The organism is Curtobacterium sp. PhB130 (assembly GCF_003755165.1).
Classification (GTDB): Bacteria; Actinomycetota; Actinomycetes; order Actinomycetales; family Microbacteriaceae; genus Curtobacterium.
The window spans coordinates 539522-551717 of sequence record NZ_RKII01000007.1 but is presented as its reverse complement, the minus strand read 5'-3'; the positions used below and the strand labels follow the sequence as shown (position 1 = coordinate 551717).

Genomic DNA, 12196 nt, shown 5'->3' with positions numbered 1-12196 from the left:
GGGCGCTCCGCGCACTCGGGCGCCCCGCGCACTCGGGCGCCCCGCGCACTCGGGCGAGACGCCGCTCACCGGGCCAGACGCCGCCGCAGACGGCGGCGTCTCGCGGAGCCGGCGGCGTCTCGCGACGCGCGTCTCGCTAGAGCTCGACGGTGCCGTGCGAGCCGACGTCAGGCTGCGTCTCCTTGCCGAGGGCGGCCTTCATCGTCTGCACGAGGCTCCCGACGGGGCCGGTGTCCTGGGTCCAGTACTCGACCGACTCCCCCTCGACCGTGAGGAGCCGGATCGACGGGTCGTCGCGGCCGTCCGGGAACCATGCCTCCGCGAACGGCGACCACAGCTCGTCGATCACGGAGTCGTCCTTCGTCACGGTCGCGGTGCCGGCGATGGACAGGTACCCGCCCTGCGACTCGATCGCGACGTTGACGTGCGGGTTCCTGGCGATGTCGTCGACCTTCTCGCTGCCGTCCTGCACGAGGAACCGCAGGGTGCCGTGGAAGGTCTTGTCCTGCACCGCGAGGGGACGTGCGTGCAGGGAGCCGTCCTCGCTGACCGTGGTCAGGAGGGCCGTGTGGGCCCCGTGGACGATGTCGGAGATGGCGGCGCGCTGGTCCGCCTGCGTGTCGGTCATGGTGCTCCTTCGCATCGTGCGCCCCGACCCACCGCGACGTTGCCGGGCGGACCCGGGGCCGTACCGTTCCGGCCAGTCTGCCCCTCGGACCTGGGCGCGTCCGGCGCAGCGCGTCTCGTCCGGCATCCGGTCCTGCGGCCGGCTCGCCGTCTCGTCCCGGAGAGCGACAGTGGTCGGGTGTGCGGACCACGAGGAGTGTCGCTTCGGCGGCGTGGTCCCGCTGCGCGGCGACCGGGAGGCCCGGTGCCGGTCCGGCGCGCGCGCTCGACACGGCAGGCGCGCGCGTCGAGGGCGGCCGCGCGGGATCCGCGCGGGTCAGGCGGGCTCGTGGATGGTCGTCTCGACGTCGACGACCTGCGGGATGCGCGGCATCGACGCGAAGCCGAACCGCACGGGCGGGTCGAGCGGCGCCAGGGACCCGAGGGACTCCCCCGCCCAGGTGCCCCGCACGCCGGTCACGTCGTGCGCCCCGGTCACGCCGTAGTACTCGCGACGCCCGCCGCCCGCCGAGCCCGCGGTGCCGGCACCGGGCGCGACGAGCCGGGCGATCGGGTCGATCGCGCTGAGCCACCTCGGGTCACGGGCGACGCGCTTCGGGACGATGCGGAGCACCCGGCCGAGCGGCGAGATCGCGCCGACGTCGATCGTCGCGCGGAGCTGGCCGGCGTCGAGCTCGAGCCCGGCCGCGGTGCGGCGGGCGGTGACCGGGACGACGTCGACCGCGTCGAAGCGGTAGGTGCCGGAGACGTACGCGGCGACGATCTCGTCCGGGGCGAGCAGCACGCTCGAGCCGTCGGGCAGCTCCACGAAGACGTCCGTGAACGCGCCGAACGGGGAGCGTTCCCACATCCCGACGACGAGCCGCACGCCCGAGGTCGTGCCGACGCCCATGATCCGACCACGGAAACGACGTTCGACGGTGCTGGGGCGCGACGGCATGCGGGAGACGGTACGCGGCGCTCCCGTGAGGCCGCGTGGCGGGCGCGACCCGAGCCTCCCGGCCGCGCGCGACCCGAACCGTGTCGGACCGCCGCCGCGCCGCCCGCCACCGGGCCGCCGCCGCCCCGGACCGCCGCACAACGAAAAGCAGTTCGCACCACGGAATCCCGTGGTGCGAACTGCTTTTGGTTGTGCCGCGCCGAACGGCACCAGCCATGCGGCGCCAGCCGAACGGCGCCAGCCGTGCGGCGCCAGCCGAACGGCGCCAGCCGTGCGGCGCCAGCCGAACGGCGCCAGCCGTGCGGCGCCAGCCGAACGGCGCCAGCCCTGCGACGCGAGCCGACTACGGGACGGGGACCGGCTCGGCCAGGAGCTCGCGGACCCGCGGCGCGACCGCGGTGCCGTAGAGCTCGATCGAGCGCATCATGTCCTCGTGCGGCAGCCGTCCGGTGGCGTACCGCAAATCGAACCGGGTGACCCCGAGGATCCGCATGTTGCGCGCGATCTTCCGCGCGACGGTCTCGGGCGAGCCGACGTACAGCGACCCGCCGGCGGAGAGCCCGGCCTGGTACTGCGCGAGGTCGAGGGGCGGCCAGCCGCGCTCCCGGCCGAGCCGGTCGGTGACGTCCTTGTGGAACGGCCAGTAGCGCTCCGCCGCTTCCTCGTCGGTGGCGGCGACGAACCCGGGCGAGTGCATCGCGATCGGCTGCTGCGGCAGGTCGAGCTGCGTCAGCGCCTGGCGGTAGAGCCGGGAGAACGGCGCGAACTGCGCGGGCTGCCCGCCGATGATCGCGAGGAACAGCGGCATGCCGTAGGACGCCGCACGGATCACGGACTGGGGCGAGCCCCCGACGCCGATCCACGTCGGGATGGGGCCGTGCTCGAGCTTCGGGAAGACGTCCTGGTCGGTCAGCGACGCGCGCTTCGTGCCGCTCCACGTGACCGGGTCGCCGCCGCGGAGGGCAGCCCAGAGCTGCAGCTTCTCCTCGAACAGGACCTCGTAGTCGGACAGGTCGTAGCCGAACAGCGGGAACGACTCGGTGAAGGAGCCGCGGCCGAGGATGACCTCCGCGCGGCCGTTGGAGATCGCGTCGACCGTGGCGAAGCGCTCGTAGACGCGGACCGGGTCGTCCGAGGAGAGCACCGTGACGGCGGAGCCCATCCGGATGCGCTCCGTGCGTGCGGCGATCGCGGCGAGGACGACCTCGGGCGCGCTGACGGCGTAGTCGACGCGGTGGTGCTCGCCGATGCCGATGAAGTCGATGCCGGCCTGGTCGGCGAGGACGGCTTCGTCGATGACGTTCCGGATGCTCTCCGCGTGGGTGTGTGTCGAGCCGTCGAGCCGGTCGGTGACGTCACCGAAGGTGTCGAGGCCGAGCTGGACCGGCCCGACGCGGTCGGGAGCGGGCGGCGGGACGTCCGACGGACGACCGGTGCCGAATGCGTTGCTCATGGCGACCTCCAAGTGAATGCGTTTGCATGAATCTAGCACAGTCAGGGCCCGCGTGTACGGTCTCGCGCATGCCGAAGATCCCCGACCAGACCGGACGCCGCATCGTCGTCACCGGAGCGAACAGCGGCACCGGCAAGGAGACCGCGACCCGCCTCGCCGAAGCCGGAGCATCCGTCGTCATCGCGGTGCGCACGCCGTCGAAGGGCGAGGACGCCGCAGCCGCGATCCGCCAGGCGCACCCGCACGCCGACGTCGAGGTCCGCGAGCTCGACCTCGCCGACCTGTCGAGTGTCCGGCGGTTCGCCGCGGGCATCCTGGCCGACGACCGGCCCCTCGACGTGCTCGTCAACAACGCCGGCGTGATGGCGCCGCCCGAGCGCTTCGAGACCGTCGACGGGTTCGAGCTGCAGTTCGGCACGAACTACCTCGGCCCGTTCGCCCTGACGAACCTGCTGATGCCCGCACTGCTCAAGGCCTCGGCACCGCGGGTGGCGACGATGTCGAGCATCGCGGCCGTCCCCGGACGGATCCGGTTCGACGACCTCCAGTGGACGCGCGGGTACTCCCCGTGGCGGGCGTACGCGCAGTCGAAGCTCGCGGACCTGCTCCTCGCGCTGCACCTGCACACGCTCTCCGTCGAGGTCGACTGGCCGCTCGTCTCCACCGCGGCGCACCCCGGCTACACGCGCACGAACCTGCAGTCGGCGGGGCGCTCGCTCGGCCGGTCGAAGCCCGTCGCGTCGCGCCAGCGGGCGTGGCCCTTCACGCAGGACGTCGCGCAGGGCAGCGAGCCGATCCTGTACGCGGCGGTCGGGCCGAACGCCACCGGCGGCGCCTACTACGGGCCGTCGGGTCCGTTCGGCATCGTCGGGCCGGCGACCACGGCCTCGATCCCGCGGTCGGCGCGGAGTGCGGACCTGGCGCGGAGCCTGTGGGCGGTCGCGGAGGACCTCACGGGGACGCACCTGCCCGCCTGACGTGGGCGCGGAGCGCGGGGCGCGGGGCACGTGCGGCGCGGGCGGCGGCCGGGCGGCGCGCTGCGGCGTGACTCGGATTGACAACCTCGCTGTCGTACGACATCCGCGGTGTCGTTCGTTCGCGTTGGTGACGGTTGCGCCCGCACGCGACGACAGCCTCGCTGTCGTACGACAGCGAGGGTGTCGTACGGGGACGGCGCGCGGCGCGCGCGGCGGCGCGGCGCGCGCGGCGGCGCGGCGCGCCCGCGCGTCAGGCGCGGTGGAGCTCGACGCTGCCGTCGATGTCGCCCGGGTCCGCGAGACGCGCGTGCTGCAGGACCGTGCGGCCCGGCCCGACCGCGGCGGCCACGATCGAGAGCGTCGCGAAGTGCCCCTCGGGCTCGACGGCGTCGCGGAGGATCGCGTCCGGGTCGTCCGAGGGCAGCGCCGCGGACTCGGCGAGCAGCCCGAACCAGGGGCTCCAGCCGTCACCCGGGTCCGTCCCGGCGTCGGCGGCACGGAGTTCGTCGAAGGGGGCGAGGTCCGGCGGCCCGCTCGGCGCCGCCACGGCACGGAAGGGCTCGAGCCAGCGACCGATGCGCGGCGCCGCCGGGTCGTCCGGCTCGCCGTGCGTGATCATGTGCACGCCGGGGCCGAGCTCGACGGTCCGGACCTCGGCGCCGTCCCAGGTCACGACCGAGCCGCCGGACGCCGTCGCGCGGACGAGGTTGAACGCACGCGTCGTCGGCAGGGTGCCGTCGTGGCCGGGCAGGCGCTCGTCCGCGACGGCGTCGAGGGGCAGCACGCCCCTGGTCGTCCAGCTGCCGTCGGCGGAGGGGACGTCCTCCCAGCGGTTCAGGACCACGGCGAGCCCGCCCTCGTCGGAGGCGGCGAGCCAGGCGCCGCCGGCCTCGCGGTCGCGGACGCCCCGGAGTGCCGGGTCACGGTCGGGCCACCAGGCGGCGGGCGGGTCCCAGGGGCGGGTCGGTGACTCGTCCCGCATCGCGAGCATGGTGACGGGCCACGCCGAACCGGGTTCGACGCGGACGACGACGGTGCACATGGCGTCGATCCTCGCACGGTGCGCTGACCGCGCGACGCGAGCCCCCGCCCGGGTAGCGTGGCGGGCGTGAACGGAGCACCCGCAGCGCGCAGGACCATCGTCGTCGGCATCACCGGAGGCATCGCGGCCTACAAGGCCGTGCAGGTCGTCCGCGAGTTCGTGAAGGCCGGCCACGACGTGCACGTCGTCCCGACCGAGGGTGCGTTGCAGTTCGTCGGGCTGCCGACGCTCGAGGCGCTCAGCCGGAACCCCGTCACCACCAGCGTCTTCGAGGAGGTCGCCGAGGTCCGGCACGTGTCGCTCGGCCGTCGGGCGGACCTCGTCGTCGTCGCCCCCGCCACCGCCGACTCGCTCGCCCGGATGGCCGCCGGCCTCGCCGGAGACCTGCTCGGCACGACGCTCCTGGCGACCGAGGCCCCGGTCCTCGTCGCGCCGGCCATGCACCCGCAGATGTGGGAGCACCCCGCGACCCGGGCGAACGTCGCGACGCTGCGGTCCCGCGGCGTCGCGTTCGTCGGACCCGAGGTCGGCGCGCTCACCGGCGACGACGCCGGGATCGGGCGGATGTCGGAACCCGACGCGATCGTGGCTGCCGCCCTGTCGGTGCTGGACCGCACGACGGGCGCGGGCCGATCCGCCGGGGTCGAGCCGAGCCTCCAGGCCGGTGCAGCCGGAACCACACGAGAAGCCGGAGCAGCCGGAACCGGCAGCCCTGCCGGCATCGGCGCCCGCGGGGAGCAGGGCGACCTCGACGGCGTCCGCGTGGTCGTCAGCGCCGGCGGCACCCGCGAGCCCTTCGACCCGGTGCGCTTCGTCGGGAACCGCTCGAGCGGCCGCCAGGGCATCGCGATCGCCGCAGCGGCCGCAGCCCGCGGTGCCGACGTGACCCTCGTCGCCGCGAACGTGGACGGCGGCCTCACGGCGGACCTCGACGTCCGCGTGGTGCCCGTCGGCTCCGCGCTCGAACTCGCCGAGGCCGTGCACGCCGCAGCAGCCGAGGCCGACGTCGTCGTGATGACCGCCGCGGTGGCCGACTACCGTCCAGCTGAGGTGCTCGGCGAGAAGCTCAAGAAGGACGCGCAGGGCGAGCGGATGACGCTCGAGCTCGTGCGGAACCCGGACGTCCTCGCGGACCTCGTGGCCGCCCGTCGCACGGGGCAGGTCATCGTCGGGTTCGCTGCGGAGACCGAGCCGGACCGTGACGCCCGGATCGAACTCGGCCGCGCCAAGATCGCCCGGAAGCCGGCCGACCTGCTCGTGGTGAACCGCGTCGGCTGGTCCGAGGGGTTCGAGCGCGAGGAGAACGCCATCGAGGTGCTCGTCCCCGGCGGCGAGGTGGTGCGCGAGGCGTCGGGCACCAAGGCCGAGGTGGCGACCGTGCTCCTGGACCTGGTCGCGACCGCCCTGACCTGAGAGCCGCCACCGGCGCCCGGGCCACGATGGACCGCATGGGACGACGCTCCGAACGCGCCAGACGCGCCACCAGGACGGCCGGCGTGCTCGCCGTCATCCTCGGCGGCGCCGGCGTCACACACTTCCTCCGTCCGCGCGGCTACGACCGCATCGTCCCGGCGGGCCTGCCCCCACGCGTGACGACCCTGGCGTCCGGCGTCGCCGAGCTCGGCATCGCGACCGGCCTGGTCATCCCCGCCACCCGCCGTGCGGCCGGGATGGCAGCGGCGGCCCTGTTCGTCGCGGTGTTCCCGGCGAACCTCAAGATGGCGCGCGACCTGCTCGACAGTCCCCGCTCGAGCCGCGCGATGCGCATCGTCTCGGTGCTGCGCCTCCCCCTGCAGGCGCCGCTCGTCGCGTGGGCCCTGCGCGTCGGTCGGCACGCACCCCGGGGATGACCCCGACCGCGCGGGACCGGGCGGCCGTGCCGCTCCGGCACCGCCCCGTGACCGTGCACGCGTGGGACGACGTGGTCTTCGCGCACTGGCGGCACGACCCGGAGTCGCTCGCGCCGCTCGTGCCGCGGGGCACCCGTCCCGACGTCGTCGACGGCAGTGCGTGGGCCGGGCTGTCCGCCTACGTCTTCCGGGAGACGCGGGTCCCGCCGTTCCCGCCGTCCGGCCGGCTCGGCACGATGACCGAGGTCACGATCGAGATCCTGACCGTCGACGACGCCGGCCGGCACGGGGTCGTGTACCGCACGGTCGACACCGGGAACGTGCCGGCGATCGTCGCGGCGCACGCGCTGCTCGGCGTGCCGTACACGTTCTCGCACGCGCGGGCGAAGCGCCGTGGGGACGTGCTGACGTACCGCTCGGTCCGGCACCGGGGCGGGCTGGGTCCGGCTGCCGTGGTGCGGTCGTCCCGCCGCTCGCGGTCCACCCGGGACGGAGGCCCGGTGCCACCCCGCCACGCCGCATCCGTCCGTGTCGTGGCCGGCGAGGTCGACGACTCATCGCTCGCGGTCGAGCTCACCACCCGTGCGGGCATCCACGCGCGGTACCTGACGCAGACGGTGTTCTGGCAGCGGCAGCACGACCCGTTGACCCTCAGGAGCGCCCGGCTCGAGCGGCTCGGCGGGGACCTGCCGGACGCCGTCGGGATGCCGGGGCTGCTCGACCGGCAGCCGGACTCGCTCCTGGTCCTCGACGGCACGACGGTCCGCTACGCGTGGGGCGAGGTCGTGTCGTGAGCGCGGATCCCTTCGACCTCGGGCGGTTCGTCCGCGCGCAGGACGGGGTTCACGAGGTCGCACTCGCGGAGCTGCGCCGTGGCCGGAAGACCTCGCACTGGATGTGGTTCGTCTTCCCGCAGCGCGCCGGGCTCGGCCGCAGCGCGATGTCCGAGCGGTACGCGATCCGCAGCGACGACGAGGCGCGCGCCTACCTCGCCCACCCGGTGCTCGGCCCGCGCCTGGTCGAGGTCGCGGAGGGCGCTGCGACCGCTCCGGCTCGTTCCGCCGATGCGCTCATGGGCGGCGTCGACGCACTGAAGCTCCGGTCGTCGATGACCCTGTTCGCGGCCGTCGCCGACCGTCCCGAGCCCTTCCGCGCGGTGCTCGACCGATGGTGGCCCGGAGCGGAACACGACACACGCTGAGCCGACCGGAACGCCGTTCGCATATCAGGTATCGTGACCGATGCGTCCGCACCGACCGTTCCGTCGGACCGTCGGACCCCCTGATCTCGAAGGAAACGACATGCCGGTCCCCAGCAGCGCCCCGACCGAACACCAGCTGCTCCGCGACACCGTCCGCCAGAAGATCCACGAGGCGATCATGGACGGCACCCTGGAACCGGGCGAGCGCCTCAACGACGAGGAACTGATCGCCTGGCTCGGCGTCTCCCGCACCCCCATCCGCGAAGCCCTCAGCCAGCTCGCCCGCGCCGGCCTGATCGAGATGGCGCCGAACCGGTACACCCGGGTCACCACGCCCCAGCCGACCGAGGTGATCGAGGCGCTCCAGACCCTCGGCGTGCTCTTCGGCGGCGTCGTCCGCCTCGCGGTGCCCCGCCTCGGTGCGCCGGCGCGGAAGAAGATCCTGTCGGCGCTGGACAAGACCATCAAGGAGTTCGAGTCGCACGACATCGGCGGCGTGAACAAGGACGCCCTCGGGGTCTTCGCGCTGTACGTCGACGAGTGCGGCAACGACAACCTGCGCCGGGTGTGCGCCGACACCATGGACGGTCTGGCGTTCCGGCTGCGCCTGCCGAACCTCGACGAGCTCGTCGACTGGGACCAGATGACCGCGGACTTCAAGCGGCTCCGGAGCGCGACGGAGCACGGTGACAACGTCGCGGCGGAGCTCGCGACCGAGGCGATCCACCAGCTCCCGGGCGAGAAGCACTGACCCGACGATGAGTTCCTGCCTGTTGCACTGAGCATCGGTACAGGAACCGTCCCGCTACCATCGCCACGACCGCACGAACCCGATCTCGAAAGCAGCAGATGAGCCCTCGGCAGACGGACCGCACCGAGATCGCCGCGCGCCTGGCAGCCGCGGTGGGTCGGATCAACCGGCGCGCCCGCACCGACTCGGCCTCCCTCGGCTACGGGATCGTGTCGGCACTCGCGACGATCCAGCGCGAAGGGCCCCTGCGACCGGGTGACCTCTCCCGCCTCGAAGTGGTGACGAAACCCACGATGACCCGCATCCTGACGGAGCTCGAGCAGCGCGGCTTCATCGCGCGTGAAGCCGATCCGCGTGACGGGCGGGCCTTCATGGTGAGCGCCACGCCAGAGGGAATCGCGGCCGTCGAGCAGGCACGCTCCCAGCGCACCGGGATCGTCGCCGAGCTCATCGCCGAGCTCCCGACCGAGGACGTCGTGGCCATCGCCGGGGCACTCGACGCACTCGAACGCGTGGCGCAGGGTCACCCCTCTCAGGAGAACCCCAGCTCGTAGCGCCGGACGGGCCGTTACCGAACCGTTACCGACACTCCGGGAGGGGGTGGACGGACGGTTCTGCCAGTGTTCGTGCACGACCTGTCCAGGGACGGTCGTCATCGTTGCCGCTTCGCCACCGCGGCGGCCGCCCCACACGGCTGCGCACCGGCGACGGACGGGCCCCACACCACCGTCCGGTCTCCCCCGGCTCACCCGTGCCCCCTCGCGATGACGCAGCGCGCCCGAACGAACCGCCCGACAACCGGAATCGATGACAGGACACAACTCCGACCTCCCCACCACCACCAACAGCACGCGCCGCGCGGCCCTGGACTCCCCCGGCCGCCGGATGCGCCGTGCACTCCGGAAGCGCGGCGTGCTCATCGCCGGCGGTGCCGCGGTGCTCGCGATCGCCGGGGGCGCACTGACCGTCGGCACGCAGCCCGCGATCGGTGAGGCCATCGGCATGCCGACCGCCACCCCGACCCCCGGGCTCAACGGCACCGCGCTCGACCGGGCGCAGGCAGCCGCGACGATCGAGACCGCGAAGACCATCGTCGCGACCGCGAACGACAAGACCGACACGACGGCGCTCGAGCAGCGGATCACCTCGCTGTCCGACTACACGAAGCTCTCCGGCGGCACGCTCAGCGCCCGCATCGAGTCGACCGTCGACACCACGCAGGACGTCGCCCAGGCGAGCGCCGACCAGGACAAGCACGACGCCGACGCAGCCGCGGCGGCCGCCGCAGCCGCCAAGGCGAAGGCGGACGCCGCAGCCAAGGCGCAGGCCGAGGCCGCGAAGGCCGCAGCGGCAGCAGCCGCGAAGGCGAAGGCCCAGGCGGCCGCGAACACCCCCGCCGCCGCGAAGGCCACCGCCAGCTCCCTGGCGTCGTCGCAGTACGGCTGGGGCTCCGACCAGTTCCAGTGCCTCGACAGCCTCTGGACCAAGGAGTCCGGCTGGGACTACCAGGCGTACAACGCCTCGGGCGCGACCGGCATCCCGCAGGCACTCCCCGGGTCGAAGATGGCGACGATCGCATCCGACTGGCAGACCAACGCGACCACCCAGGTGACCTGGGGACTCAAGTACATCAAGGACGCGTACGGCACCCCGTGCTCGGCATGGGCGCACTCGCAGGCGACCAACTTCTACTGAGCACGCACCACGACGGGGCGCCTGGGTTTCCCCAGGGGCCCCGTTCTCGTGTAGTCATGCACAGTGACGACGATCGGACTCCGCCGCATGGGACCGCGCGACCCCGCCGAGGGGCACCGCGCCGCGAGTCCCCTCGAGCTGCTCTTCGACCTGGTCTTCGTCGTCGCGGTCGGGTTCGCCGCGACGAACCTGCACGAGATCGAGACCGAGGGGCACGTCAGCTCGGCGATCCTGTCGTTCGCGATGGTGTTCTTCTCGATCTGGTGGGCCTGGCTGAACTTCTCGTGGTTCGCCACGTCGTTCGACATCGACGACTGGCTCTACCGCGTGATGACGTTCGTGCAGATGGCGGGCGTGCTCGTGCTCGCCGCGGGCGTCGGGCCCGCGATGCAGGACGGCTCGTTCACCATCGTGGTCGTCGGGTACGTCGTGATGCGGCTGGCGCTCGTCGGCCAGTGGATCCGCGTCGCCGTGTCTTCCGCGCGCTACCGGTCGACCGCGCTGCACTACGTGGTCGGCATCACCGTGGTCCAGGTGTTCTGGGTCGCGATGCTGCTCCTGCCCGCGCACGCGCAGCTGTTCGTCGCGCCGGTGCTCGTGTTCTTCGAGGTCCTCATCCCGATCTGGGCCGAGTCGCGCGCCGAGACGACGCCGTGGCACCGGCACCACATCGCCGAGCGCTACGCCCTGTTCACGCTCATCGTCCTCGGTGAGGGACTCGTCGCGTCCGCGAGCGCCGTCATCGACGGGCTCCGGGACGCCGAGCACCTCGGGCCGCTCCTCGTCCTCGCCGCCGGCGGGCTCGTGATCGTCGCCGGGCTGTGGTGGATCTACTTCTCCCGCGAGCAGCACGAGCACATCCGCGGGCTGCGGAGCGCGCTGGTCTTCGGCTACGGCCACTACTTCGTGTTCGCGGCCGCCGCGGCGCTGCCCGCCGGGATCGAGGTCGCCGTCAGCGCCGACGCGGGCGAGGCGGACCTGTCCCACGCGTCCGTCGCCGCCACGATCGCGGTGCCGGTCGCGCTGTTCGTCGCGTCGATCTGGGCGCTCGCACTCCGGCCGTCGCTGTCGGGCCGCTCGAACGTCGTGGTCGTGGTGCTGACGCTCGCGATCCTCGCGAGCATCGCGGTGCCGGAGGTCTCGCTCGTGGCGACCGCCCTGCTGGTCGCGGCGATCGTCGTGGTCCTGGAGGTCGCGGCCCTGCGGCCCACCCGCTGACGGACGGGAGGCTCGTGGCGGCGCCGCCACGGGCCTCCCGTCCGGCGCGTGGCCGCCGGTCAGCGCTCCCGACGCGCGTCTTGCGGTCCCGACGCGGAACGACGACCGGCGGAACCGGGGAGCCGCGGTCAGCCGACGCGCGCGATGCGGACGTCGACGCGCGCCAGCGTCAGGCCGTGCTCCGCACACTGGGCGAGCACCGCGTGGTGCACCGCTCGCGCGACCTGCGGAGCCGGCAACACGCCGTCGGTCCCGATGACGACGCGGAGGACGTCGCCGTCGAGGACGACTCGCGCCGCTTCCGTGGCGTGCCGGACCGCCGCGACGGTGCTCTGCAGTGTCGGACGGGCCCGGTAGACCTCGGCGACGCCGGGGACCGCGAGGACGGCCGCCTCGACCGCGGCGAGTGCTGGTACCTGCTCGACGTCGCTCATGCGCCCGC

The 12196-nt window shown here is 73.6% G+C and carries 14 protein-coding genes; 9 read left to right on the top strand and 5 right to left on the bottom strand.

Annotation, left to right across the window (positions count from 1 at the left end; genetic code table 11):
* Positions 1-136: 136 nt before the first annotated feature.
* The 3 genes from EDF24_RS08420 to EDF24_RS08405 form a co-directional block, all read right to left on the bottom strand.
* Positions 137-628, bottom strand: coding sequence for a pyridoxamine 5'-phosphate oxidase family protein (locus EDF24_RS08420; protein WP_185021609.1), 492 nt, complete (start codon positions 626-628; stop codon positions 137-139).
* A 315-nt stretch (positions 629-943) separates the two neighbouring features.
* Positions 944-1567, bottom strand: coding sequence for a hypothetical protein (locus EDF24_RS08415; protein WP_123702211.1), 624 nt, complete (start codon positions 1565-1567; stop codon positions 944-946).
* A 343-nt stretch (positions 1568-1910) separates the two neighbouring features.
* A complete protein-coding gene (locus EDF24_RS08405; RefSeq protein WP_123702209.1) occupies positions 1911-3020 on the bottom strand; it encodes an LLM class flavin-dependent oxidoreductase in 1110 nt (369 codons plus the stop codon).
* A gap of 68 nt (positions 3021-3088) precedes the next feature.
* Here EDF24_RS08405 and EDF24_RS08400 point away from each other — a divergent pair, with 68 nt between their 5' ends.
* Complete coding sequence (locus EDF24_RS08400; protein ID WP_123655578.1) at positions 3089-3997, top strand: SDR family oxidoreductase; 909 nt, start codon at positions 3089-3091, stop codon at positions 3995-3997.
* Between the two features lie 250 nt (positions 3998-4247).
* Here the strand turns inward: EDF24_RS08400 and EDF24_RS08395 are convergent, their stop codons facing one another.
* Positions 4248-5039 (bottom strand): NRDE family protein, encoded by a 792-nt coding sequence (locus EDF24_RS08395; RefSeq protein WP_123702207.1) that lies wholly within the window; start codon positions 5037-5039, stop codon positions 4248-4250.
* A gap of 66 nt (positions 5040-5105) precedes the next feature.
* On the opposite strand from EDF24_RS08395, the gene EDF24_RS08390 reads away from it, so the two are divergent.
* The 8 genes from EDF24_RS08390 to EDF24_RS08355 all read left to right on the top strand — a co-directional run bounded on the left by EDF24_RS08390 (position 5106) and on the right by EDF24_RS08355 (position 11754).
* A complete protein-coding gene (locus tag EDF24_RS08390) occupies positions 5106-6452 on the top strand; it encodes a phosphopantothenate--cysteine ligase family flavoprotein (protein WP_123702626.1) in 1347 nt (448 codons plus the stop codon).
* Positions 6453-6487: 35 nt separating this feature from the next.
* A complete protein-coding gene (locus EDF24_RS08385) occupies positions 6488-6889 on the top strand; it encodes a hypothetical protein (RefSeq protein WP_123655581.1) in 402 nt (133 codons plus the stop codon).
* The gene (locus EDF24_RS08380) at positions 6886-7683 is read left to right on the top strand and encodes a YqjF family protein (RefSeq protein WP_123655582.1); all 798 of its coding nucleotides are present in this window, start codon (positions 6886-6888) and stop codon (positions 7681-7683) included. Before EDF24_RS08385 ends, EDF24_RS08380 begins: the two co-directional genes overlap by 4 nt.
* Entirely contained in the window at positions 7680-8090 is a 411-nt protein-coding gene (locus EDF24_RS08375; protein WP_123702205.1) for a DUF1810 domain-containing protein, read from the top strand. The genes EDF24_RS08380 and EDF24_RS08375 overlap by 4 nt, the downstream gene beginning before the upstream one ends.
* A 100-nt stretch (positions 8091-8190) precedes the next feature.
* A complete protein-coding gene (locus EDF24_RS08370; RefSeq protein WP_123655584.1) occupies positions 8191-8841 on the top strand; it encodes a GntR family transcriptional regulator in 651 nt (216 codons plus the stop codon).
* Between the two features lie 98 nt (positions 8842-8939).
* Positions 8940-9395, top strand: a complete 456-nt coding sequence (locus tag EDF24_RS08365) for a MarR family winged helix-turn-helix transcriptional regulator (RefSeq protein ID WP_123655585.1) — start codon at positions 8940-8942, stop codon at positions 9393-9395.
* Between the two features lie 253 nt (positions 9396-9648).
* On the top strand, positions 9649-10536 hold the full coding sequence (locus EDF24_RS19135) for a phospholipase (RefSeq protein WP_185021608.1): 888 nt from the start codon (positions 9649-9651) through the stop codon (positions 10534-10536).
* Between the two features lie 63 nt (positions 10537-10599).
* The gene (locus EDF24_RS08355; protein ID WP_260233390.1) at positions 10600-11754 is read left to right on the top strand and encodes a low temperature requirement protein A; all 1155 of its coding nucleotides are present in this window, start codon (positions 10600-10602) and stop codon (positions 11752-11754) included.
* 128 nt (positions 11755-11882) lie between these two features.
* Here EDF24_RS08355 and EDF24_RS19130 read toward each other — a convergent pair whose 3' ends face one another.
* Positions 11883-12188 (bottom strand): hypothetical protein, encoded by a 306-nt coding sequence (locus tag EDF24_RS19130; protein WP_185021607.1) that lies wholly within the window; start codon positions 12186-12188, stop codon positions 11883-11885.
* Positions 12189-12196: the final 8 nt, after the last annotated feature.